The sequence below is a fragment of the Burkholderia ubonensis genome, assembly GCF_902833085.1.
GTDB lineage: Bacteria > Pseudomonadota > Gammaproteobacteria > Burkholderiales > Burkholderiaceae > Burkholderia > Burkholderia ubonensis.
This window is the reverse complement of the sequence record NZ_CADFEB010000003.1, coordinates 407670-429977: the sequence shown is the minus strand read 5'-3', so window position 1 is coordinate 429977 and position 22308 is coordinate 407670. Positions and strand designations below refer to the sequence as shown.

Genomic DNA, 22308 nt, shown 5'->3' with positions numbered 1-22308 from the left:
CTGACAGGTTCCGGCTCAAGGGCTTTCTCTTACATTAGCGAGATCGAGGTTGGGCCCTGCGCGCGGAGGCGTGCGCTCGCCGGTTGCAGTAATTACCAGATACCAGACAAGATCCACAATATCGAGAGAATCGCGCCATGAGCGAGCCGAGGGCCATCGTATTTTTCATCAATCCGCCGAACAGCAACGATCTGGATACGGACGGCGCAGGCGAAGCGAACGACATCGTTGTATCAAAGGGCATTCAACATACCGACTGGGCCAATTTCCCCCATCTCGGCATCCTGTCGCTGGCTTCTCATGTCGATGCGCTGCCGGGCTTCGAAGGCCATTATGTCGATGGCGTGATTCATCCGCTCGACCGTATCCTCGCAGCTGTCCGCGAGCGAGCCGGCCGCACGCTCGCTATCTGCCTCAGTGCGATCACGGCTAATTACGAGGCCGCTATCCGGATCGCCCGCGCGGTCAAATCCATCGATCCGCATATCGCGATCGTGGTCGGCAATGATCATTTCACGGCATTGAGCCGCGAGATCCTCGATCGCCACGGCGAACTGATCGACTGCGGATTCGTCGGCAACGAAGTGTATGGTGGCCTGGTCGATTTCCTGAGGGATCGGCAGCAAGCGCGCGCCGCCAGCGTTTATCCCGGGTCGGTTCGTCTGGAATCCGGGCGAATCGTCGCTGATCCGACGATTCGCGAAGCGGTGAACCGCGTTATCGACTACAGCCTGATCGACCGTACCCTGCCGCATACCGCCGTCTACACCGAGAATTTCACCCGGCGCCTGGGCCGGCGAATCCTCGCATTGACCGGGCGGCAGGTACGCAAGGGCGTGCCGGTCGAAATCGGGCGTGGTTGCATCAAGTTCAGCGGCGACGATGCCTGTTCGTTCTGCTCGATCCAGTATGGCAGCATGTGGAAGAACGAACTGCCGGCGGATCACGCGTGGTCCGTCATCCGCAGCGCGTGGGACGCGGGCTACGATTACCTGTACGTGACGGCCGACGAACTGCCGCTCACGTTCGCGCGACTGATGCTCGATATGGCGGAATCGCCGCCGTCATGGTGGCGCGCGTTGCCGGCGAACTCGCGCCCGGTCCTGGTCGGCTACGCGCGCGCGGACGGCATGGAGAAGGAGCAGGTATTGAAAGCGATGCGCGAGATCGGCTTCCGCATTCTGTTCGTGGGCGTCGACGCGGGCGCAGCGCGTTCGCTGCAGGCGCTCAACAAACCGCTGCGCAACAAGGATCCGGTGGCGGCCGCACAGCGGATGGCCGACGCCAATTTGCGTGCGCTGCACAATGCGCGCACGCATGGCGTGGCGATCAAGGCGGGATTCGTGATGGGGCATCTGGGAATGAACGAGGCGTTGCTGCAGGAAAACATCGAAACCTACATCGCGTTCCTCAAGGCCGGGCGGGATGTGATCATCAGCGCCGACATCGAATTGCTGTCGCCGGAACCGGGTTCGAAGGATTTTCGCTATCTGACCGATCCGGACGAGGCTGAAACGATGTCGACCCGACTGGGTCTAGCGATCGAAAGCCGCGCACGGCGGCAGGACGTGGCCGATCGCTACCGGAACGTCGATATCTTCGATCGCGAAGCCGCCATCGACGACTATATCAGCGTGTTCATGCCCGAGCTGTCGAAGGAGCGGCTCGCCACCGCGCGCGATCGGATACGCGGCGAATGCGGCCGGCTCGGCATCGTGATCGGAGACGATCTCTGATGTCGCCGGAACAAGCGCTGTTCTTCGGCCTGACCTGCGTCGGCTTCGGTTTCATTCCGGGGCCCGCGCTGCTGCAGACCGTATCGTTGACGCTTCAGCACGGGCGACGGGCCGGCTTCCTGTCCGCACTCGGCATTCACCTCGGCGCCTTTTTCCAGATCTGCATCGTCGCGCTCGGTGCGGTCGCGGTGCTGAAGACATCGCCGATGCTGTATCACGTGCTCAAGGTGGTCGGCGGCGCCTACCTGGTCTGGCTCGGCATCCAGCGCATCCGCGCGCCCGTCGGGCAGGACGCGGCGATCGACGTGCCACGCAACGTCGTGTCGTCGAGCGCGTTCATCGAGGCGTCGAATCCGAAGTCGGCGCTGTTCTATTTTTCGTTCCTGCTGCAGTTCACCGATCCGGACGCGTCGCTCGGGCTCGGCTGGCAACTGTTCCTGCTCGGCGCTTGCGCGAACGTGCTGTTCTCCGCCGCCGACGTATTCTGCATCCTGCTCGCCCATCCGTTGCGCACCCGCGTGTCGCCGGGCGGCCAGGCATTGCGGATCGGCCAGTTTCTCGCCGGCACGCTGTTCGTCGTGCTGGGCGTGATCGCGATCGTCAGCGATTAGCGCGGGAACGATCAGTCAGGAAGGGGCTGATTTTATTGGGCATTATTTTGGGGGCTGAGAAGGCCCCAAAAATAAAATCGATCGGCTGGATAATTTACAAATTCCTACCGCCCGATAGGCAGCCCGGTCGGCTCGATCCAGCCGAGCCAGTACGCGAGAAGGAGCGCCAGAAACAGCGTGATCGACAACCCCACACGCGCCGCGAGCGCCCACGCCATCCGCTTGGTCGTTCCCCGATCGCGATTCATGTAGTACAGCGCGGAAATCAGGCTGCCGATAATCAAAATGAATGCGACAGCAACCAGTAACGTTTTCATCTTTAATGCCCTGCGAGATCAGAATCGGTTTGAATCAATGCGGCCAGCTTGCGCCGTTCGGCAGCGACGTCGCTCACGCCCGTCGCCGGCCAGTCCAATGCGACGCCGTTGGCCAGCGAGTCGCGCACGAGCGTCTGGTATTGCCAGTCGCTGATCCGGCCGTGTTCCATCGCATCCGCGATCTCGTGCCGGAATGCCGAAGGAAAGCTCGGGTATGCACGTGACAGCGCCGCATACTGCCTCGCATCGATTTCCTTCGAGGACGGCATGGCGGCCCAGATGACGACGGCCACGATTGCGGTGAACGGGATGGCGGTATAGCGAAGAATGAATTTGAGCGGAGTCATGCGGCGAAAACTTGAGTCAATGCGAACAAGGGTTGTATCGAGGTCGGTGCAGCTTGGGCCATCGGCGGAAAATCGCCCTCGGGCTCAGCGAGACCGGCACGCTGCCAGGATGCCTCGCAGCAGGTCGACCGGCGGCGGCGGACATCCGGGAATCGTCACGTCGACCGGCAGGATCGACGAGACGGGGCCGCACACGGCATAACCGTCGGCGAAAATGCCGCCCGTGCACGCGCATTCGCCCGCGGCCACCACGAGTTTCGGGCCGGGCGTTGCATCGTACGCGGCGAGCACGGCCGCACGCATGTTCAGCGTCACGGGCCCGGTCACGAGCAGCAGGTCGGCATGCCGGGGGCTGGCGACGAACTTGATCCCGAGTCCCTCGATGTTGTAGACGGGATTGTTCAGCGCGTGGATCTCCAGCTCGCAGCCGTTGCACGAGCCCGCGTCGATCTGCCGGATGCACAGCGCGCGCCCGAGCAGATCGAGAATCTGCTGGCGAATCTGCTGCGCCTCGTGTCGCCATGCGTCTTCCGCCGCCGGCACGGGTTCGTCGGGAAAATCGGTGCGCGCGAATTGCCGGATGAGTTGCCACATCAGAGATCGTGCCCCGCGTAGTTCAGGTTGAACGATTTGTTGATCAGCGGGAAATCGGGAACGATGTTGCCGATGATCGCATGCTCGAGCGCCGGCCAGTTCTGCCAGGACGGATCGTGGCAATGGCATCGCGCGATCACGTCGCCCGGTGCGAGCTCGAGCGCGACGAACACGTCGCCGCGCCAGCCTTCCACCCAGCCCACGCCTTGGGCAGGCGCCGCTGCGGGCGTCATGTCGACGGCAGCCGGACCCTCGGGAAGATCGGCCAGCAGTGCGCGAATCACGCGCAGCGATTCGTCGATCTCGGCGAAACGCACCGCGACCCGCGCGGCAACGTCACCGCGCGCGTCGCTGGCCGCAACGACCGCGAAATCGTCGTACGGCGCCGGCCGCAGGTTCGCGCGCACGTCGAACGTCTGGCCGCTGGCGCGGGCCGCCATGCCGCGCACGCCGAAATGCTCGACGACGGCGGTGTCCAGTCGTCCCGTGCCGAGAAATCGATCCTGCAATCCGGACTGGTCGTCGTAGATCTTTCGCAGCACGTGGACGTCGCGTTCGATGCGTTCGCACTGCGCCGCCAGCACCGCCGCGTCCTCGGCGCGAACATCGACCGCCACGCCTCCGGGCACGATCCGATCCATCAGATATCGATGCCCGAATACGCGAGCGTTCTCCCGTATCCAGTCCTCCTTGAGCCGCGAGAACTGGGCGAGCCCGAACCCGAACCCCGCGTCGTTGCCGAGCGCGCCGAGGTCGCCGAGATGGTTGGCAACGCGTTCGCGTTCCAGCAGAAGCGCACGCAAACGGAGCGCGCGCTTCGACGGCGCCGCGCCGCACGCCTGCTCGAGCGCCATGCAATAGGCCCATGAGAACGCGACGGTCGAATCGCCCGCAATCCTGGCGGCCACCCGCTGACCGCGCGACGCCGGGGTGCGTTCGAACAGCCGCTCGACGCCGCGATGAACGTAGCCGAGACGCTCTTCGAGGCGCAGCACCTTCTCGCCGACGACGGAGAACCGGAAATGCCCCGGCTCGATGATGCCGGCATGGATCGGCCCGACGGCAATCTCGTGCACGCCGTCGCCCGCAACCTGCACGAACGCGTAATCCGCTTCGCTCGACTCGAATGCTTCGACGCCCGTCGCCTGCTTTTGCAGCGGGAAATAATCAGCGGGCCAGTTGCCGTGATTGAGCCACGGCCGTGTATCCACCGCACCGCGAGCCCGCAGGCCGGTCAGGTCGAAGATCGCCCGCTGCATGCGGGCCGCGCACGCAAACATCGGAACGAGATCGGGATAGTCCCCGCCGGCATCGGGCCGGCGCCCGGTCACGAAGCGCGCCCACAGGATGCCGTCGTCGCATTCGTACGCGGCGTTCACCGAAAACACGCCGCCGGCTGCTTCGCTGCCCCACATCGCAACGAGCCGGTTGCGCTCCGCGCGCGCCGTCCGCGCAATCTCGAGCCACCCTGCTTGATCGGCGTCCACCACGCCCACCGGGATCTGGCCCGCACCGCCCGCGACGCGGGCGGCGGCAATCTGCATCGTGTCGAGTCGCATGCGTCACCCCGCCAGCATCGTTGCGGCCTGGCGATACCACATCGCCAGGTACGGCGGCACATAGAGCCCCAGCATCAGCCCCAGGCCCAGATGCACGAAGACCGGCAGCGGCGCGGGGCGATGCTCGAGCGGCCTGGCCGTCGTCGTCGCGCCGAACACCATGCGCTGCACGCGCGCGAAGATCGCCGCGAAGGCCACGGCGAGCCCGAGCAGCAGCAACGGCGCGGTCCACGGAATCGTGTTGATGGCGGTCGTCAGGATCAGGAATTCACTCGCGAACACGCCGAACGGCGGCAGGCCGAGAATCGCGAGCGTGCCGAGCATCATGCCCCAGCCGACCGTCGGGCTGACCTGCAGCAGCCCGCGAATCCCGTCGATCGCCTGCGTGCCGGCCTTCTGCACCGCGTGGCCGACCGCGAAGAAGATCGCCGACTTGACGAGGGAATGCACCGTCATGTGCAGCAGCCCGGCGAACGTCGCGACCGGGCCGCCGAGACCGAACGCGAACGTCATCAGCCCCATGTGCTCGATCGACGAATACGAGAACAGCCGCTTGACGTCCTTCTGCCGGAACAGCGAGAACGACGCAACCAGCACCGACACGAGCCCGAACCCGACCAGCAGCCGCCCCGGCAGGCCATTGCCCAGTGCGCCGTCGGCGAGCACCTTGCAACGCAGCACCGCATACAGCGCGACGTTCAGCAGCAGCCCGGACAGCACCGCCGAAATCGGCGTCGGGCCTTCGGCATGGGCGTCCGGCAACCAGCTGTGCATCGGCACGAGGCCGACTTTCGTGCCGTAGCCGACGAGCAGGAACACGAACGCGATCGACACGATGGTCGGGTCGAGGTGCGTCTTGACGGCGGCCAGGCTCGTCCACAGCAGCGCGTCGCCGTCGGCGAGCTGCCGGCTTGCGGCGAGATAGAGCAGGATCGTGCCGAACAGCGCCTGCGCGATGCCGACGCCGCACAGGATGAAGTACTTCCACGCGGCCTCGAGGCTCGCGGCGGTCCGATAGACGCTGACGAGCAGCACGGTCGCGAGCGTGGCGGCCTCCATCGCGACCCACAGCACGCCGAGGTTGTTGGTCAGCAGCGCGAGCAGCATCGCGAACATGAACAGCTGGTACATGCTGTGATAGAGCCGCATCCGCGCGGCGGTCATCCGGCCGCGGGCCTCCTCGACCTGCATGTACGGGCGCGAGAACAGCGACGTCGTCCAGCCGACGAACGCGGTCAGCGCGACGAGGTAGACGTTGAGCGGATCGACGAAGAAGGCCCGGCCGAACGCGAACGACGGACCGTGTTCGACGGTGCGTGCGGCGAGCACGAGCGCCGCCACGAACGTCGCGAAGCTGAAGCCGGCGTTCAGGGTGCGCGCGACATGCGTGCGCCGCACGCCCGCAAGGCATGCGGCGGCCACGAGCGGAATGCCGAGCACAAATGGCACGACGGGCACGACGTGGACGTCACTCATCTTTGAGTTTCTCGAGGTGATGGATGTCCAGGCTGTCGAACTGCTCGCGGATCTGGAACATGAACACGCCCAGGATCAGGATCCCGACCAGCACGTCGAGCCCGATGCCTAGCTCGACGATCATCGGCATGCCGTTGGTGGCGGCCGTCGCCGCGAAGAACAGCCCGTTCTCCATCGACAGGAAGCCGATCACCTGGGGAATCGCCTTCGCGCGCGTGATCATCGCCATGAACGACAGCAGCACGCACGCGAGCGCGATGCCGAGCGTGCCGCGCGCGACCGAGGTCGCGAGCTGGCTGATCGGCGCCGCGACGTTGAACGCGACGATCACCAGCACGATGCCGATCAGCAGCGTGGTCGGAATGTTGATGAGCGGCTCGACGTCGGCCTGGACGTTGAGCCTGCGCACGAGCCGATACAGGATCCACGGAATCACGCCCACCTTCAGCACGGCCGTCAATCCGGCGGACACGTACAGGTGCGCATCGCCCGTCACGATGCCGAGGATCAGGTTGGCCAGCACCAGCGCCACGCCCTGCAGCGTGTAGAGGTGAATCAGCGACAGGATCCGCCGCTGGCTCAGCATCGCGAACGACAGCAGGAGCAGCACCGCCGCGAGGAAATTGATCAGTTGCGTCGCGTAGCCGTGCATTCACGCCCCCAGCAGCAGATGGACGAGCATGCCGATCACCGCGAGCAGGAACGCCGTCGCAAGAAACTCCGGCACCCGGAAAATCCGCATCTTGGCGTTGGCCGTCTCGACCACGGCGAGCGCGGCGCCGCCCGCCATCAGCTTGACGAAGAGCGCCGGCACCGCGAACACCAGCGCGAGCGGATTGCCCGCCGCGGCGATGCCCCACGGCATGAACAGGGCAAGGCCGATGCACGAGTACGCGAACAGCTTGAGGCTCGCCGCCCACTCCATCAGCGCGAGGTGCCGCCCCGAATATTCGAGGATCAGCGCCTCGTGGATCATCGTCAGTTCGAGGTGGGTGGCCGGATTGTCGACGGGCAGCCGCGCGTTCTCGGCGAGCGACACCAGCGTGAACGCGATGCCCGCGAACGCGAGGCTCGGATAGATCGTCAGCTCGCCCCGCCCGAGCGTCGCGACGATGCTCGTGAGCAGCGTCGACTGCGTGATCAGCGAGGCCGACAGCAGCACCATCAGCAAGGCCGGCTCCGCCAGGAAGCCGATCAGCATTTCGCGGCGCGCGCCGAGCGTGCCGAACGCCGTGCCGACGTCCATCGCGGCGAGCGACAGCGCGACGCGCGCGAGCGCAAACAGGCCGACGAGCGCGATCGCGTCCGCGGCGGGCGACAGCGGCAATTCGGTCGACAGCGTCGGCACGATCGCGCAGGCGAGCGTCATCGCCGCCCACACGACATAGGGTGTGCCACGGAACACCGGGCTCGCGTCGCTGGCGACGACCGACTCCTTGTTGAACAGCTTGTGGAGCATCCGGTACGGCTGCCAGATGCTGGGCGCACGCCGGTTCTGCAGCCACGCGCGGCACTGGTTGACCCAGCCCGTGAGCAGCGGCGCGGCGGCGAGCGCCACGACGATCTCGAGAGTTTGCGACAACACGCCGGATACGGTCACCATCGTCTCACCAGCAGCAGGAGCAGGATCAGCACGGCGAAGCTGTAGGTCAGGTACACGGCAATCTTGCCCGTCTGCAGCCGGCCCGCCCATTCGGCCATGCGTTGCGTCAGCGTCGCGATGCGCTCGTAGAGCGCAGGCCAGGTGCGGTCGGTGACCGAGACCCGGTAGGCCGGCTGCGCATCGAACGGCGACGGCACGTGCCGCTCGATGCGCAGGAACGGCGCGAAGATCTCCCGGATCGGCTGCCCGAACCCTTCCGCCGTGTCCTGCATGCGCGCATTCGTGAACGGGAAGCCGCAGCTCCATGGCGCGGCGCGGCGCAGCCGGCCGTGGTAGAAGCGCCGCACCAGCACCCACGCGAGCGCGCAGCACGCGACGAAAAACAGCATGAACACGGCGGGCATGTAGCTGGCCCGCGCGGTCGACACGGGCACGAACAGAAGCCAGCCGTGGTTGTCCGCGCCGATGCCGGCGCCGACCAGCGTGCGCGTGACCCGGTCCAGAATCTTGACGAACTGCGCGGGCATCAGGCCGAGCAGCACGCCGGCCGCCGCGAACCAGCAGAACGCGAGCCGCTCCCAGCCATTCGCGTCGCGTGCGCGGCTCAGCCTGGCTTCCCTCGGCTGCCCGAGGAAGACGATGCCGAAGAACTTGACCATCGCGTAACCGGCCAGCGCAGCCGTCATCGCGATCAGCGCAGCCGTGATCGGCACCGTCATCGCGAGCACCGAATTCGGCAGGCCCGGGGTGAACAGGAAGCTCTGCAGCAGCAGCCATTCCGCGACGAACCCGCTCAGCGGCGGCAAGCCGGCGCTGGCGACGACGCCGGCGAGCACGGCCCACGCGGTCCACGGCATGAAGCGGATCAGGCCGCCGAGCTTGCCGAGATTGCGCTCCCCGGTGGCGTGCAGCACGGCCCCCGTGCCGAGGAACAGCAAGCTCTTGAATGCCGCATGCGCGACGATCTGGTAGAGCAGCGCCGTCAGCGCGAGCGCGGACAAGTTCGTCATGCCGTACGCGCGAAACAGCACCGCGACGCCGAGCGCGACGATCATCAGGCCGATGTTGTCGATCGACGAATACGCGAGCAGGCGCTTCATGTCGACCTGGATCGTGCTGAACACGACGCCGAGCAGCGCGGTGCCGACGCCGAGCACGAGCAGCAGCACGCCCCACCACGCGAACTGCACGTGCAGCAGGTCGAACACGGTGCGCAGCAGGCCATACAGGCCGACTTTCAGCACGAAGCCGCTGAGCAGCGCCGATACGGGGGACGGCGCGGCGGGATGGGCATCCGGAAGCCAGACGTGCAGCGGGAACACGCCCGCCTTCGCGCCGAATCCGACCAGCGCGAACAGGAACGCGAGCGACGCCCAGAGCGCATCGAGCGACTGCGCACGCATGTTGGCGAACGTGTAGTCGCCGGTGCGCGCCTGAAGAATGCCGAAGCACAGCAGCAGCGCGAGCGCGCCGACATGGGAGATCAGGAAATACAGGTAGCCCGCGCGGCGGATCTCGCCGATCCGGTGGTTGGTCATCACGAGGAAGGTCGCGGACAGCGTCAGCGTTTCCCACGCGACCATGAACACGTAGGCGTCGTCGGCGACGAGCACGAGCGCGATGCTCGCCAGGCAAACGTGGTATTCGAAGCAGATGAGCCCCGGCGCGGCCCCTTCCCCCTTGCGGAAATAGCCGGCGGAGAACGCGCCGATCCCCGCGCTGACGACGCCGAGCACGAACAGGAAATAGCCGGAGAGCCGGTCGACGCGCAGATGGAACGGCAACTCGGGCAGCCCGAGCGGCAGGATCGCGGTGGACGGTTCGGCAAAGATGGCGGCAAGCCCGGCCGCACCGAGCAGCAGCCCGCCCAGCGCGCCGAGCGGAAACAGCCCGTGCGCGACGAACCGCGTGCGATGCAGCACCCCGAGACCGAGCGCGCCGAGCGCGAGCCAGGCGGCCGCGACCAGCAGGACGAAATGGACGACCGGCACGGGTGCCATCCGGAATGTCTCCAGTACGCTCGGATTGGACGAGGAGCATGGAACGAACCCGAAGCGCCGGGTGCGATCCGTCCGTATTATGACATCGAAAGCCCCATCCAGATAACAGGATATGATAATCGCGTTATCATGCGAGTCACATGTTTGACGAAATCGGGCGCCCCGGCGTCCGAAGGTCCCATCCGCGACGCCGTTGCCGCGGTTCCGAGCGATCGAGTAAAGAGCCTATGCCTGCGCAGTACTTTCGAAGCCTCACGGGAAAACACCGCAGCGCGGCCGCGAACCGCCAGCTCGGGCTGTCGCTCGCGTTCGTCGCCGGCGCAACCAATGCCGGCGGATTCCTTGCGGTCAGGCAATACACGTCCCACATGAGCGGCATCGTGTCGGCGATCGCGGATCAGGCCGCGCTTGGGGATGTCCGGCTCGTGCTCGCCGGCATCGGTTCGCTGGCCTCGTTTCTCGTCGGAGCAGGATGCTCGGCGGTGCTCGTCAACTGGGGGCGGCGCCGAAGCCTGCAAAGCCAGTACGTGCTGCCGCTGCTGGTCGAGGCCGCGCTGCTGCTCCTGTTCGGCCTGCTCGGCAGCCACCTCGCGCTGTGGGAAGCGTTCTTCGTGCCGGTGACCGTGATCCTGCTGTGCTTCATCATGGGGCTGCAGAATGCGATGATCACCAAGCTGTCGGGCGCGGAGATCCGCACGACGCACATGACCGGCATCGTGACGGATCTCGGGATCGAGTTGGGCAAGCTCTTTTACTGGAATCGCTCGGCGGTCGATCCGGACGCGCACGCGGTCATTGCCAACCGCGCGAAGCTGCGGATCCACTGCACGATGCTGACGTCGTTCTTCGTGGGCGGCCTGACCGGCGCAATCGGCTTCAAGCACGTCGGCTACGTGTCGACCGTCCCGCTGGCCGCGGCGCTCGTCACGCTCGCGATCGTGCCCGTGATCGATGATGTCCTCGCCTACGTCTGCCGGCTCGACCGCAGGCATTGACCTCGCAGGCGCCTGCGCCCGGCGGCCTTTTCGATCGTTCCCCGCCGCGCCGCCGAAGGTAAATGCATTATAATTCGATTAGCATATTCGCCGACCCGTCCCCGCAATGGAAACGAAAACCGCACGCCTGACCGTCCTGATCGATCCCGCCAAGAAAGAGGCATTCGAAATGCTCTGCTCGGCACAAGATCTGACGCCATCGCAAGTCGTACGGCAACTGATCCGCGAGTATCTCGAGCATCACGGCGTGACCTACAAGACCAAGAGCCCGCTCGGCAAGCGGGTGAAGTAACGCGCTGAATGCATGCGGGCGCCGATCAGGCGCCGATCGTCCAGTGCCCGTGCGCAGCCCCTTGCGCGTGCCAGGTCAGCCGTTCCGGATCGAGGCGCTCGCCTTGTTTCAGGCGCCCGGCAGTGGCGGCCAGCTCGAGTTCGCCGGCAAAGGCAAACAAGCCGGCGCGCTCGAGCAAGACCCGCCTGGACGGCAAGCGGCGGCCGCCCTTCCAGGCGAACGCGACGAAGTTGCTGTCGTCGCCGCACCGCACGATCGAACAGGACGCACCGAACACGGCCTTCAGACGCTCGAAGTGCAGCGGCAGCGCCGGATCATCGTCCGTGAAGTTGATCGCGAGCACGCCCGCCTCGGTCAAGCGCTCGCGGCATGCGTCGAAGAATGCGATGTCCGCGCAGCGGCTCGCGATCCCTTCCGTGACGAAAGCGTCCAGCAGGATCACATCCGTCCGGACGTCCTCCAGCATCACGTAGTCCGCGCCATCGGCGCACACCACCCTGAACCGCGCGTCATCCTCCGGAATCCTGAACACGTCGCGCAGCGCGATCACCTCGGGGCTGATCTCGACCGCGTCGATCGCGACCTCGGGCAGATTCCGGTAGCAGAACTTCGCCAGTGATCCCCCGCCGAGCCCGATCATGCAAATGTGCTTCGGAGCGGGCTGCAGCAGCAGAAACCCCATCATCGCGCACGTATAGTCGAGCGTGAGCTTGTCAGGATGCCTGAGCGACATGAAGCTCTGGGTGGCAAAGTGGTCGAAGTGCAGCGACACCGCGTGCTGCGTCTCCAGCACGAAGGGCCGCTCATCGCTCATCGGCGTCGACAGGAATTCGACGTACGCATCGTAGGATGTTCGAGCCTCAGCCATTCTCGGTCTGCCCGCGTAATCAAACAGTGGATCGAATCAACCGCGAGCGGCCGGTCAGACCTTCTTCAGGAAACAGGCCTTGAGCATGAAGGCGCCGACGTCCGTCTTGCAATCGATCTCGTGATCGCCGCCGACGATCCGGATGCTCTTCACCTTGGTGCCCATCTTCAGCGTGATCGACGAGCCCTTGACGCGCAAGTCCTTGATCAGCACCACCGAATCGCCATCCGACAGCACGTTGCCGTTCGCATCCTTGACGACGTTGCCCGCGGGTTCATCGCCCGCGTCGGCGCCGGCGCTTGCCGACCATTCGTGACCGCAGTCCGGGCATACGAACAGCGCGCCGTCCGGGTACGTGTTTTCCATTGCGCATTGCGGGCATGAGGGGACGGTGTTCATTGCGGCTTCCATCAGGACGGTTTCGGGTCGATCGGTGAAAAAGTACCGGCGAGCAACCCGCCTCACCCGAGGCGGCCATCGGGCCGGTACGCAAAACATTATAATACAATTCACATATTCTTACCGCTCGATTATAATCTGTCGCTCGCCGCCTTTCACCGGACTTGCGGGCGATTTCGCTGAGGATGTCGACATGTTCGAGCTGGATGGTGCGTTGCTGTTGCCCGATCGGCGTCCCGTGACGCTGCGTGAAATCGCGGGAAGCCGGGGGCTCGTCGCCGTGGGCGTCGGGCGCGGCGGCGAACGCGGCTTCCAGATGGTTCACCGCTTCCATGACGCCGGAGAGCAGCTCGCGGCGGCAGGCATCCATCTCGTGTTCGTCTATCCGAGGGAGTCGGCCCGGCATGTGATGGACCCGATCTCGGTCTCCAGTGCGCGGTTCCGGCGCCATCCGTGCCTGCTGCTGGATGCGGACGACCGCTTTTTCGAACGGGGCGTACCGCCTCGATCGCTGCGCGCGGTGCACCTGAACGACGACATGAAACGACTCGACGGCATCGACATCGATTTGCAAAGCCCGACGTGGGAGATCGAGTGCCGGGCGTTCCTGACGCACTGCCAGATCGACACGGCGCACTGCCCTCAACGACCCTAGAGCAAACAAATACCGTGGCCACCGTTGTGCACTTACAAGTCGGTTCCGGCTGGAATCGAAATCGCGCGTACGCCGCTCAAGACGCGCTCGCCGACATGGCGCGCCGCTTCGAAAGCGACATCCTGCTGATCGCCAACGGGCGCCGCGGCAATGCGAAGGACGGCATGGCGATCGCGGCGTTGCAGGTGCGCGGCGGCACGTCCGCTCAAGTGCTGGCCGCCGGCCCGGATGAAGAAGCGGCGCTTCAGGCGCTTTTGCCGTTGCTGCAGGAGGCGTGACCTGCATGCCGCCCATCGACCTGCCGTACCTGGGGATTCGCGCCGCTCACGCAAACGCCGCCGCGGATGTGCCGGTGATCGTGGAATCCGAGCACCTCGTTTCGCTGTGCTTCGACGGCCGCGGCATGCAAAGCACCATGCTGCGCGTCGCCCCCGATGCGCTCGCACTCGGCTATACGCGCACGATGATGGGCTTCCTGCTGCTGCAGCCCGCTCCGGCGCACATCGGCATGATCGGGCTCGGCGGCGGCTCGCTGACGAAGTATTGCCGCCGGCATCTGCCGGACGCACACATCACCGTCATCGAGATCAATCCGGACGTGATCGCGCTGCGCGACCGATTCTGCATCCCGCCCGACGACGAGCGGCTGTCGGTCGTCTGTGCGGACGCCGCGCAGTACATGTCGGCGACCACGCAGACCTTCGACGCGCTGCTGCTGGACGGCTTCAATGCGCACGGCCTTCCCGCCGAACTCGCCGGCGCGGCCTTCTACGCGGCCTGCCGCGCACGTCTGAATGACGGCGGCGTGCTGGTCGCCAACCTGCTGCATGGAGACCCGCGACTCGGCGATGCGCTCACTGCGCTGCGCGATACGTTCGGCCCCTCGGCCGCACTGGCCCCGGCCGAAGACAGCGCGGAAAACCTCATCGTTTTCGCGTGGAACAGCGATGCCCGGTTGCCGTCGCTCGAGACGCTGATGACCCGCGCGGATCGGCACGCCGGACGGCACAGCGTCGATCTGGTCGAGGCGGCCGTGCGCCTCGAGCTCGGCGCCAGTTACGACTGGGCGCGCCTGGGCGCGTGCCTTGCCCCCTGATCCCGCAACACCCGATGGCCCTACTTTCTGGAGAAACGATGAGCGACAGCAATACGTCAAACGCCCAAACCATTTCGGCGTCCGCCATCTGGGCGCTGGAGCGCCTGGCCGAGATCCGCTATGGACGGGAGACGCCCGCGCTGGGCTGGTCCGTCACGCGGGAGCTCATCAGCGCGGGCTTCGTCAACTATCCGATGAATGGCCGGCCCAATATTTCAATCACGCCGGCCGGCCGGACGTTCCTGAAGAACCGGAAATAGCATCCGCCGCCGGGCCGCTTACGTGGGCCGGTTGGTCACGAAACCCTGCCGAGCCGCCCACAGGTTGACGTCCTGTTTCAGGATGGCGGCGGACATCAGCGCGGGAAACTGGTCCGGCGTACACGCAAACGCAGGAATGTCGAGCGCGGCGAACCGGGCGGCGTTCTGGTGATCGTAGCCGGGCGCGCCGTTGTCGGCGAGCGCCAGCAGGCAGATCACATTGACGCCGGCATGCTTGAGCGCGGCCGCGCGCTGCAGCATCTCGTGACGGTTGCCGCCTTCGTACAGGTCGGTAATCAGGATCATGATCGTGCGCTCGGGCCGATCGATGATCTGCTGACAGTAGCCGAGCGCGCGGTTGATGTCGGTGCCGCCGCCCAGTTGCACGCCGAACAGCAAGTCGACCGGATCGCCCGCTTCGTCGGTCAGGTCGACGACGTTGGTGTCGAAGACGACCATGCGCGTGCGCACCGCGCGCAGCGACGCCATCACGGCCGCGAAGATGCCCGCATAGACGACGGACGCCGCCATCGAGCCGCTCTGGTCCACGCACAGCACGACGTCGCGCAGCGCCGAGCGCTTGCGCGCGTAGCCGACCAGCTTCTCCGCGATCACGGTGCGCCGCTCGGGCGCATAGCGGCTCAGGTTCGCGCGGATGGTGCGATGCCAGTCGATCTCGTTCGGGCGCGGCCGATAGTTGCGCTCCGCGCGGTTGAGGCTGCCGGCGATCGCCTGGCGCATGGGCTCCTTGAGCCGGCGCTCCAGTTCGTCGACCACCTTGCGCACGACGCGTCTGGCCGTGTCGCGCGTCTTGGCCGGCAACACGCGCGACAGCGACATCAGGCTGGCCACGAGGTGAACGTCGGGCTCGATCGCTTCGAGCAGCTCGGGCTCCAGCAGCATCTGGCGCAGGTTCAGCCGCTCCAGCGCGTCCTGCTGCATCACCTGTACGACCGGCGCGGGAAAGAACTCGCGGATATCGCCGAGCCAGCGCGCCACATTGGGCGTGCTGGCGTTCAGCCCGCCCTTGCGCTCGCCGCCGTACAGGTCGTCCAGCGCCTTGTCGGCGCGCGTCAGCGTGTCGTCGAGGCTGACGCCGCAACTGTTTTGCGCGTCGCTGCCCAGCACCAGTCGCCAGCGCGTCATGCGGTCGGTTTCGATCGGGGAATCCTTGCTCATCTCAGTTGTCCGGCTCGGTTGCCCAGCTCAGTTGCCCAGAATGGCCGCCAGCACGGGCAGCACCCGCGCCGCCCGCTCGTGGTCGATGTCGACGGACACGCTCGCCGCGGCCGGCGGCGCATCCATGTGCTTCACCTTGCTGCCCATTTCACGCCGTTCGGCCGGCTGGAAATCGGCGAATGCGCGGCGCAACAATGGCAGGCGCTCCATGAACACCCGATCGTCGAGCCCGCTCAGCCACCCGTCGATCACGCGCCACAGCGCGTCCTGCTGCAGCAGCAACAAACCGCTGCCGCGCAACAGGCCGGTGAGCCAGCCCGTCGATTCCGCCGGCGGCGTCGCGGCGGCCAGCGCGAGGCCGGCCTGTCGCGCCAGTTCGTCGGCATCCAGACGCCGGCGATCGAACGCCTGGCGCAGCGCGAAACCGCGCACGGCGGGCGCGACCGCATCATCGGCGGTCAGGGCCACGAGGCAGCTCAACCAGTCGCCCAGCAGTTCGGCGGCGTCGAGCGTATCGAGCGCGGCCTGCACCTCGTCGATATGGCCGAGCAGCGCCATCGCCATCGGCTCGTCGACGTGGCGCGCCGCCGCGGCAAGGCCCACGACGATGCGCTCGACCAGGCCCGCCACGATCGGCCGCAACGCGTCGACGTCGGTGCCGCGCACGTCGCCATAGCGCGCCACGCGGGCCAGCGGCGGCAGCGCGGCCATCAGGTGCGTCAGGTCGGCGGCGACGGCCGCCTGGGTCTGCACGCAGGCGAGCAGCACTGCCACCGCCTTCGGCAGCCGGGCCAGCACGGCCTGGTCGAGCATCGCGGTCAGCGCCGGCAGCTCGGCGGCCGCCTGCGCGCGTTCGCACAGCTTGTGGGTCGCGGCGTCCTCGATCGTGTTGCCGTAGCGGCTGGACCCGATCAGCGCGACCACCATTTCGGGATTCCAGCGCAGTTGCCAGGATTCCCGGAACGTGCCCGTGCGATTGGCGTCGCCCAGCAGCGTCCCCCAGCGCACGTCGATCAGCCCGAGCCGGTGCAGCAGCAGGCTGCGCTCGCGGCCGCCGTCCTCGCGCAAATCGAGGTCGAGGTTCCTGACCTCGGTCGTGGGCTTCAGGCGCAGGCGCTTCTGCTGCGCCTCCAGGTCGCGCTGCAGCGGCGCGGCGGCGGCCGAGTCGGGCACCGCGCCGAGCCGCTCGCCGACCTCGAGCTTGCGACGGATGACGCCCAGCGGCTCCGGCTGGCCGTGACACAGCACCGTGAGCATCGCTTCGCGCTGCTCGACCAGGCCCGGCAGCGGCAGGTCGCGCATGGCCGCGAGCGCGTCGGCGAGACGCACCGTCTCGATCACGCTCGCGGACGACGCATCCAGCCCCTCGTCGCGCATCAGCCGCGCGCCTTCGGCGACCCAGCGCAGGCCGGCGCGGTCCGGGCTTTGCCACAGATGCCGGTACCAGCCCGGCGATTCGACACCCGCGCCGTAGCCGCTCGCATAGGCCAGGCGGTCGTCGCTCCAGGGCACCCAGGTCGCCTCCACCTTCGTTCTGGGCAGCCCCTTGAGCAGCGCCGCGTCGTCCTTGACGGTCGCGGGCCTGACCAGCGCGGGGACGTGCCATGCGCCGCACACGACGGCAAGGTTCTCGTAGCCGCGCTTCTGCGCTTCGCGGATGCGCGTGCGCATGTGGGCTTCGCGACGCGCCTCGCGGAGCTCCTGTGCAGGCGCGTGTTCGCGCAACGCGGTCATTGCTTCCTCGATGGCCGCGAACAGCTCGCCCGCGTCCCGCCGTTGCTCGATCTCGACCTCCCACCACAGCTCGTGGTCGTCGAAGCCGGCCGCGCGCGACAGTTCGCCGATCGGGTCCATGCGCCATGAAACCAGCGCGTCCGCGTCGCGGGCCTGCTCGCCGCTCGTATCCGCGAGATCGAGCGCCCCCGCATCGTCGGGCGCAGTCTCGCGCGCCTCCGCCTCCTGCTCGCGCGCCAGCGTTTCGGCGAAGCCGTGCATCGCGGGCAGGTCCATGAACCAGAGCGGGATGCTTTGCGCGCACGCGTGGCGGATCGCCTGCCATTCGGGCGAGAACTCGGCGAACGGGTAGAACACGCCGAGGCGCGGCGCGTCGTTCGGGTAGATCAGCAGCGCGACGGGCGGCACCATGCCCGCGTCGGCCGCGAGCGCGACGATCCCGTCCGCTTCCGGCGGGCCTTCGAGCAGCACGATATCGGGCTGCTGCGCCGCCAGCGCCGCCTGCAGCGCCCGCGCGCAGCCGGGGCCGTGGTGGCGGATGCCGTAGTAGCGCACGGCCATCAGGCGACGTCCATGCAGGCGCGGTAGAAGTCCTTCCAGTCGTCGCGCTCCTTGACGACCGTCTTCAGGTACTCCATCCACACGAGCTTGTCCTGCACGGGGTCCTTGACGATCGCGCCGGTCAGGCCGGCGGCGAGATCGGCGGCGCGCAGCACGCCGTCGCTGTAGTAGCCGGCCACGGCCATGCCGTGCCCCAGCACCGAAATCGCCTCGGCGGTGGACAGCGTGCCGCTGGGCGATTTCAGCTTGGTCTTGCCGTCCTCGGTCAGGCCGCTGCGCAGCTCGCGGAACACGGCCACGACGCGCCGCACCTCTTCGAGCGCCGGCTTCTCGGCCGGCAGTTCGAGCGCGCGGCCCAGTTCCTCCACGCGGCGGCTGACGATGGCGACCTCCTCGTCGAAGCTGTCCGGCGTGGGGAGGACCACCGTGTTGAAGCGGCGCATCAGCGCCGACGACATCTCGTTCACGCCGCGGTCGCGGTTGTTGGCCGTCGCGATCACGTTGAAGCCGCGCCGCGCCTGCACCTCGATGCCCAGCTCGGGCACCGGCAGGGTCTTCTCCGACAGCAGCGTGATCAGCGTGTCCTGCACTTCGCTCGGCACGCGCGTCATTTCCTCCAGCCGCGCGAGCTTGCCGTCGCGCATCGCGTTGAGCATCGGGCTCGGCACCAGCGCCTGTTCCGTCGGGCCTTCTGCCAGCAGACGCGCGTAGTTCCAGCCGTAGCGCAGGGCCGTCTCGTCGGTGCCGGCCGTCCCTTGGATCAGCAAGGTCGAGTCGCCGCTGATCGCGGCCGCGAGGTGTTCCGACACCCAGCTCTTGGCCGTGCCCGGCACGCCGTACAGCAGCAGCGCACGGTCGGTGGCCAGCGTCGCCACGGCGATCTCGATCAGCCGGCCGCTGCCGATGTACTTGGGCGTGACCTCGAAACCGTTGTCCAGCTTGCCGCCGATCAGGTAGATCTTCACCGCCCACGGCGACAGCTTCCAGTTGGCCGGCCGCTGCCGCTGGTCGTGCCGCGCCAGTTCAGCCAGTTCCTCCGCATATTGCACTTCGGCGTGTTTGCGCAGCACGGTGTTGAGGTCGGCCGTCATAGCGGCATCTCCTTGATGAAGGTTCGTCTTGCGTGCGCGAGGGCGACGATGCCCCTCGCGCGGTCGAGATTGAAAATCGCGTCGGCGGGCGCGGCCGAGAGGCTGCTCGCGTACACGTCGACGACGGGTTCGAGCACCACGAGGTCGGCGTCCTGCACGCGCAGGAGCGCCAGCTCGATCAGGCCGGTCACGTCGTCGTGCTGTCGGGTGTCGCCCGCTTCACGCCGGGCGCGCCACGCGCCGAGCGCCGCATCGGCGATGGCGCCGGCCACCGCGTCCGGCCACGGCGCGGACATCGCCTCAAGGCCGCGGCGGGCCGCGTACAGATTGCCGAGGGTCAACTGGCGGCACGCCAGCTCGACACGCGCCTGCGCGCTCACCACCTGCCACAGGTGTTCCTGATACGGATGCAGCACGCTGGAATCGGCCAGCGAGCGCCGCAGCAGCGACTCGGCCCAGCCGGCCTCGCCATGACGGCAAGCAGCGGCGGCACAGCCGGCCAGCAGCGCGTCGGCCCATTCGTGCGCGGCCATCACGTTCAGTGCGTCGTCAGGCGTCGCCGCCGCCGACGCGGACCAGCGCGCGGGCGCAATCGCCGCAACCAGCTGGCGCAGCCAGTACGCACGCTGACCTTCGCCCGGCGGCGGCTTGGCGGCGATGCCGTCCCGCTCCCAGTCCTTCGGCAATTCGGCAGGCACCTCGAGTTGAAGGACCGGTTCGGCGCGTTTGCCGAGCATCGCGACCAGCCGCGATACGGCGCCGCTTGCCGCTCCGGCGGGCTGCCAGCGCAGGCAAGCGTCGGCACGCGCTTCCATGCGCTTGACCAGTGCCGATTCGGGCAGTTGCAGCAGCAGTTCGGCGGCACTCTGGCGCACCGCCTGGCTGCGGTCGTCCAGCAGGCTTTCCAGCATCGGTTCGTCGGCCGGCGACAAGCCGTGCCGCAAGACCGCCACGAACGCCTGACGCTGCTCGGCCTTTTCCTTGGGCAGCACGGCCTTCAACGCATCGCGCGCATGAGCCGCATCGCGGCGGCGCAGCGCAGTCAGCGCGCGCACGCGCGCCGCCGTGTCGCCCTCCTCCCACGCTTGCAGCAAGGTTGCCTCGTCGTCGGCCGGGGCCTGTCTGGCGGCCAGCAGCGCCTGCCACTCGGGATGCTGCGAGGCCAGCCAATGCCCGCGCCGCCCGATGACGGGCCACCACACGTCGAACCGTGCCGGCCTCGCGAACACGGACGGCAGCAGCGCATGCGGAAGGCGCCGGTTCGCGCGCGTCATGCGCGCCACCAGCCATTCGGCCAGGCCGCCCAGTTCGCCCGCAATGGCCGACGTCAGGATGGGACCCAGCGCGACCGGCGTTTCCGGCACCGGGTCCGGCTCGGCTGCCGGTTGAGCCGTGGCCGAAGCCGGCACGCGGCCGGCAGCGCCATAGACGGCCATGCAGCCCGCCTGCCACAGAAGCCTTCGCTCCGGGCCGGCGGCGGGCAGTTGCCCGTCGATTTCGGCAATCGTCGAGACATCCGCACTCACGTTTGCGGTGCCGATCAGGGCGGTGCGAACCAGCGCCTCCATCACTGCCCCCCCGTCAGGACCTGATACCGCCCGTCCGCATACAGGCCCAGCGGACGCACCGCCTGCCCGTCCCATTCCACGGCGACCGCGTGCGGCGCGCCGCCGGCGATCGCGGCCCACAGCCACTGATCGCGCCCGGCCAGCGGCAGCGCATCGCCATCGGCGCCGACCACCCGCCACTGCCCGTTCTCGAACGCGGGCATGCACGCATCGAGCACGGTCGCCATGCGCTCGTGCCACGGGTTGAGCGCCAGCAGCGAGGCGGCCGCATCGAGCAGCTGCCGATGCGTGCGGACCAACGGGAACGCGCCGGGCGCGGCCGCGGGCGTCGCGACGCCCTTGAGCATCGCGCGCAGCGAACCGGCGCCCGGCCAGAACGCCAGCTCGCCTTCGAACGCGGTGCCGGGCAGCCACGACGCGGCAAACGGCTGGTTGCCCGCCGCGAATTGCAGCAGCAGCGCATGACGCCCGCTGCGCGTGCCGATCAGCCAGCTGCGCTGCACGCGCACCCGCTCGTCGGCATCGACGTGCTGGCCGATCACCTGCCAGCAGTCGTGTTGCGTGTCGCCGTGCGCCAGCACCTCGTCTTCCCGCAGCGAATAGCCGATCAGCTGGCGCAGTTGCTGTTGCAAGGCCGGAGCGAGCTGTTCGATGCGCTCATGCGCGCGCACCGCCAACGACAGGCGGCCCAGTTCGGCCAGCAGAAGTTCCGGCCAGTCGGGACGGCTGCCGGGCAGATCGGCCAGCGCCCGCACGCGCGCGGCCAGGCCGCTCGCCTGGGCATCGACCAGGCGTGCCGCCGCTTGCTCCCAGAAGCCGGGCCCTTCGGCGGGCAGGCGCGCCAGGCCGTTGCGGACCAGATCCTCGAGCCACACCTGCAGCGCCGCCAGGCCGTCGCGCACGCGCTGGTCGCGCTTCTCCGCCCGCTTTTGCTGGGCCGCTTCGTCGACGGGCGCGTCCGCCTTGGCGGACGCGCGCGCCTCTTTCTTCGCGGCATTGTCGGCGCGCTTGTCGAGCCAGTCGGCGACCCATTCCGGCTCGTCCGTTTCGGCAACGGCGTCCGGCTGGTTGGCGGCCAGCACCAGCAGGCCGAGCGCATGCTTGCAGGGGAACTTGAAGCTGGGACACGAGCACTTGCTGGCGAAGTCGGCCAGATCCACGCGCACCTGATAGGGATTCTTGCCGCTGCCCTGGCATTCGCCCCAGATTGCGCGAGCGTTGCGCCCCAGGAGCGGCCATTGTTTCGGCTGAGCCAGTTTCTTGCCGTTCGAGGCGGACCCGCTGTCGGGCGCAAGTGCAAGGACCTGCTGTTCGGTTAGCTGCATAGGGGCCGCAATGTGAGTGACGTTGCAGTGATGTGCGAGGGT

General features: G+C 67.4%; 23 protein-coding genes. 8 read left to right on the top strand and 15 right to left on the bottom strand.

Features of this window, described 5'->3' with window-relative positions:
• Positions 1-137: 137 nt before the first annotated feature.
• A complete protein-coding gene (locus HWX31_RS09405) occupies positions 138-1736 on the top strand; it encodes a B12-binding domain-containing radical SAM protein (protein WP_174958721.1) in 1599 nt (532 codons plus the stop codon).
• Entirely contained in the window at positions 1736-2347 is a 612-nt protein-coding gene (locus tag HWX31_RS09400; protein WP_059617718.1) for a LysE family translocator, read from the top strand. Before HWX31_RS09405 ends, HWX31_RS09400 begins: the two co-directional genes overlap by 1 nt.
• A 104-nt stretch (positions 2348-2451) precedes the next feature.
• Here HWX31_RS09400 and HWX31_RS09395 read toward each other — a convergent pair whose 3' ends face one another.
• The 8 genes from HWX31_RS09395 to hyfB form a co-directional block, all read right to left on the bottom strand.
• Entirely contained in the window at positions 2452-2664 is a 213-nt protein-coding gene (locus HWX31_RS09395; RefSeq protein WP_042585510.1) for a twin transmembrane helix small protein, read from the bottom strand.
• Positions 2665-2666: 2 nt separating this feature from the next.
• Positions 2667-3011, bottom strand: coding sequence for a hypothetical protein (locus HWX31_RS09390; RefSeq protein ID WP_059774838.1), 345 nt, complete (start codon positions 3009-3011; stop codon positions 2667-2669).
• 84 nt (positions 3012-3095) lie between these two features.
• A complete protein-coding gene (locus HWX31_RS09385; protein ID WP_059615257.1) occupies positions 3096-3605 on the bottom strand; it encodes an NADH-quinone oxidoreductase subunit B family protein in 510 nt (169 codons plus the stop codon).
• Positions 3605-5164, bottom strand: a complete 1560-nt coding sequence (locus HWX31_RS09380) for a hydrogenase large subunit (RefSeq protein ID WP_174958718.1) — start codon at positions 5162-5164, stop codon at positions 3605-3607. Before HWX31_RS09380 ends, HWX31_RS09385 begins: the two co-directional genes overlap by 1 nt.
• 3 nt (positions 5165-5167) lie before the next feature.
• A complete protein-coding gene (locus HWX31_RS09375; RefSeq protein WP_059615261.1) occupies positions 5168-6640 on the bottom strand; it encodes a hydrogenase 4 subunit F in 1473 nt (490 codons plus the stop codon).
• Positions 6633-7292: a hypothetical protein gene (locus HWX31_RS09370; protein ID WP_059476922.1), complete on the bottom strand. Its 660-nt coding sequence runs from the start codon at positions 7290-7292 to the stop codon at positions 6633-6635. The genes HWX31_RS09375 and HWX31_RS09370 overlap by 8 nt, the downstream gene beginning before the upstream one ends.
• A complete protein-coding gene (locus HWX31_RS09365) occupies positions 7293-8243 on the bottom strand; it encodes a respiratory chain complex I subunit 1 family protein (protein WP_174958715.1) in 951 nt (316 codons plus the stop codon).
• On the bottom strand, positions 8237-10243 hold the full coding sequence (hyfB, locus tag HWX31_RS09360) for a hydrogenase 4 subunit B (RefSeq protein ID WP_174958712.1): 2007 nt from the start codon (positions 10241-10243) through the stop codon (positions 8237-8239). The genes HWX31_RS09365 and hyfB overlap by 7 nt, the downstream gene beginning before the upstream one ends.
• Before the next feature lie 227 nt (positions 10244-10470).
• Between hyfB and HWX31_RS09355 the strand changes: the two genes are divergently transcribed.
• Together HWX31_RS09355 and HWX31_RS09350 are read left to right on the top strand one after the other, a co-directional pair.
• Positions 10471-11238, top strand: a complete 768-nt coding sequence (locus HWX31_RS09355) for a YoaK family protein (RefSeq protein ID WP_174958710.1) — start codon at positions 10471-10473, stop codon at positions 11236-11238.
• A 106-nt stretch (positions 11239-11344) separates the two neighbouring features.
• Positions 11345-11530 (top strand): CopG family transcriptional regulator, encoded by a 186-nt coding sequence (locus HWX31_RS09350; protein WP_010097212.1) that lies wholly within the window; start codon positions 11345-11347, stop codon positions 11528-11530.
• 25 nt (positions 11531-11555) lie between these two features.
• On the opposite strand, the gene HWX31_RS09345 is transcribed toward HWX31_RS09350, so the two are convergent.
• Positions 11556-12398, bottom strand: a complete 843-nt coding sequence (locus HWX31_RS09345; protein ID WP_174958707.1) for a class I SAM-dependent methyltransferase — start codon at positions 12396-12398, stop codon at positions 11556-11558.
• A gap of 54 nt (positions 12399-12452) precedes the next feature.
• Positions 12453-12797, bottom strand: a complete 345-nt coding sequence (locus tag HWX31_RS09340; protein ID WP_174958703.1) for a zinc ribbon domain-containing protein YjdM — start codon at positions 12795-12797, stop codon at positions 12453-12455.
• Positions 12798-12990: 193 nt separating this feature from the next.
• On the opposite strand from HWX31_RS09340, the gene HWX31_RS09335 reads away from it, so the two are divergent.
• Genes HWX31_RS09335 through HWX31_RS09320 form a run of 4 tightly spaced genes read left to right on the top strand, consistent with a single transcriptional unit; the run spans position 12991 to position 14808 of the window.
• Entirely contained in the window at positions 12991-13452 is a 462-nt protein-coding gene (locus tag HWX31_RS09335; RefSeq protein WP_174958700.1) for a hypothetical protein, read from the top strand.
• A 14-nt stretch (positions 13453-13466) separates the two neighbouring features.
• A complete protein-coding gene (locus HWX31_RS09330) occupies positions 13467-13730 on the top strand; it encodes an HPr family phosphocarrier protein (protein ID WP_059711950.1) in 264 nt (87 codons plus the stop codon).
• 5 nt (positions 13731-13735) lie between these two features.
• Entirely contained in the window at positions 13736-14548 is an 813-nt protein-coding gene (locus HWX31_RS09325) for a fused MFS/spermidine synthase (protein ID WP_244143700.1), read from the top strand.
• Positions 14549-14586: 38 nt separating this feature from the next.
• Entirely contained in the window at positions 14587-14808 is a 222-nt protein-coding gene (locus HWX31_RS09320; protein ID WP_059970433.1) for a hypothetical protein, read from the top strand.
• Between the two features lie 18 nt (positions 14809-14826).
• Here the strand turns inward: HWX31_RS09320 and HWX31_RS09315 are convergent, their stop codons facing one another.
• From HWX31_RS09315 to HWX31_RS09295, 5 genes are read right to left on the bottom strand one after another with little or no spacing between them, the layout of a single operon-like run.
• The gene (locus tag HWX31_RS09315; protein ID WP_059617701.1) at positions 14827-15987 is read right to left on the bottom strand and encodes a VWA domain-containing protein; all 1161 of its coding nucleotides are present in this window, start codon (positions 15985-15987) and stop codon (positions 14827-14829) included.
• Positions 15988-16014: 27 nt separating this feature from the next.
• Positions 16015-18282 (bottom strand): DUF5682 family protein, encoded by a 2268-nt coding sequence (locus tag HWX31_RS09310; protein WP_174958697.1) that lies wholly within the window; start codon positions 18280-18282, stop codon positions 16015-16017.
• Positions 18282-19373 carry an ATP-binding protein gene (locus HWX31_RS09305; protein WP_174958694.1) on the bottom strand — a complete coding sequence of 364 codons (1092 nt, stop codon included), beginning with the start codon at positions 19371-19373 and terminating at the stop codon, positions 18282-18284. Before HWX31_RS09305 ends, HWX31_RS09310 begins: the two co-directional genes overlap by 1 nt.
• Positions 19370-20941, bottom strand: a complete 1572-nt coding sequence (locus tag HWX31_RS09300) for a DUF5691 domain-containing protein (RefSeq protein ID WP_174958691.1) — start codon at positions 20939-20941, stop codon at positions 19370-19372. The genes HWX31_RS09305 and HWX31_RS09300 overlap by 4 nt, the downstream gene beginning before the upstream one ends.
• Positions 20941-22266: an SWIM zinc finger family protein gene (locus HWX31_RS09295; RefSeq protein ID WP_174958688.1), complete on the bottom strand. Its 1326-nt coding sequence runs from the start codon at positions 22264-22266 to the stop codon at positions 20941-20943. Before HWX31_RS09295 ends, HWX31_RS09300 begins: the two co-directional genes overlap by 1 nt.
• Between the last annotated feature and the right edge of the window lie 42 nt (positions 22267-22308).

Coding starts and splice junctions, on each gene's coding strand:
- hyfB (WP_174958712.1), bottom strand. CDS start 10,243: ATGGCACCCGTGCCGGTCGTCCATTTCGTCCTGCTGGTCGCGGCCGCC.
- HWX31_RS09305 (WP_174958694.1), bottom strand. CDS start 19,373: ATGACGGCCGACCTCAACACCGTGCTGCGCAAACACGCCGAAGTGCAA.
- HWX31_RS09355 (WP_174958710.1), top strand. CDS start 10,471: ATGCCTGCGCAGTACTTTCGAAGCCTCACGGGAAAACACCGCAGCGCG.
- HWX31_RS09365 (WP_174958715.1), bottom strand. CDS start 8,243: ATGGTGACCGTATCCGGCGTGTTGTCGCAAACTCTCGAGATCGTCGTG.
- HWX31_RS09335 (WP_174958700.1), top strand. CDS start 12,991: ATGTTCGAGCTGGATGGTGCGTTGCTGTTGCCCGATCGGCGTCCCGTG.
- HWX31_RS09325 (WP_244143700.1), top strand. CDS start 13,736: ATGCCGCCCATCGACCTGCCGTACCTGGGGATTCGCGCCGCTCACGCA.
- HWX31_RS09320 (WP_059970433.1), top strand. CDS start 14,587: ATGAGCGACAGCAATACGTCAAACGCCCAAACCATTTCGGCGTCCGCC.
- HWX31_RS09380 (WP_174958718.1), bottom strand. CDS start 5,164: ATGCGACTCGACACGATGCAGATTGCCGCCGCCCGCGTCGCGGGCGGT.
- HWX31_RS09340 (WP_174958703.1), bottom strand. CDS start 12,797: ATGAACACCGTCCCCTCATGCCCGCAATGCGCAATGGAAAACACGTAC.
- HWX31_RS09390 (WP_059774838.1), bottom strand. CDS start 3,011: ATGACTCCGCTCAAATTCATTCTTCGCTATACCGCCATCCCGTTCACC.
- HWX31_RS09375 (WP_059615261.1), bottom strand. CDS start 6,640: ATGAGTGACGTCCACGTCGTGCCCGTCGTGCCATTTGTGCTCGGCATT.
- HWX31_RS09350 (WP_010097212.1), top strand. CDS start 11,345: ATGGAAACGAAAACCGCACGCCTGACCGTCCTGATCGATCCCGCCAAG.
- HWX31_RS09395 (WP_042585510.1), bottom strand. CDS start 2,664: ATGAAAACGTTACTGGTTGCTGTCGCATTCATTTTGATTATCGGCAGC.
- HWX31_RS09405 (WP_174958721.1), top strand. CDS start 138: ATGAGCGAGCCGAGGGCCATCGTATTTTTCATCAATCCGCCGAACAGC.
- HWX31_RS09300 (WP_174958691.1), bottom strand. CDS start 20,941: ATGGAGGCGCTGGTTCGCACCGCCCTGATCGGCACCGCAAACGTGAGT.
- HWX31_RS09370 (WP_059476922.1), bottom strand. CDS start 7,292: ATGCACGGCTACGCGACGCAACTGATCAATTTCCTCGCGGCGGTGCTG.
- HWX31_RS09400 (WP_059617718.1), top strand. CDS start 1,736: ATGTCGCCGGAACAAGCGCTGTTCTTCGGCCTGACCTGCGTCGGCTTC.
- HWX31_RS09385 (WP_059615257.1), bottom strand. CDS start 3,605: ATGTGGCAACTCATCCGGCAATTCGCGCGCACCGATTTTCCCGACGAA.
- HWX31_RS09345 (WP_174958707.1), bottom strand. CDS start 12,398: ATGGCTGAGGCTCGAACATCCTACGATGCGTACGTCGAATTCCTGTCG.
- HWX31_RS09310 (WP_174958697.1), bottom strand. CDS start 18,282: ATGGCCGTGCGCTACTACGGCATCCGCCACCACGGCCCCGGCTGCGCG.
- HWX31_RS09295 (WP_174958688.1), bottom strand. CDS start 22,266: ATGCAGCTAACCGAACAGCAGGTCCTTGCACTTGCGCCCGACAGCGGG.
- HWX31_RS09315 (WP_059617701.1), bottom strand. CDS start 15,987: ATGAGCAAGGATTCCCCGATCGAAACCGACCGCATGACGCGCTGGCGA.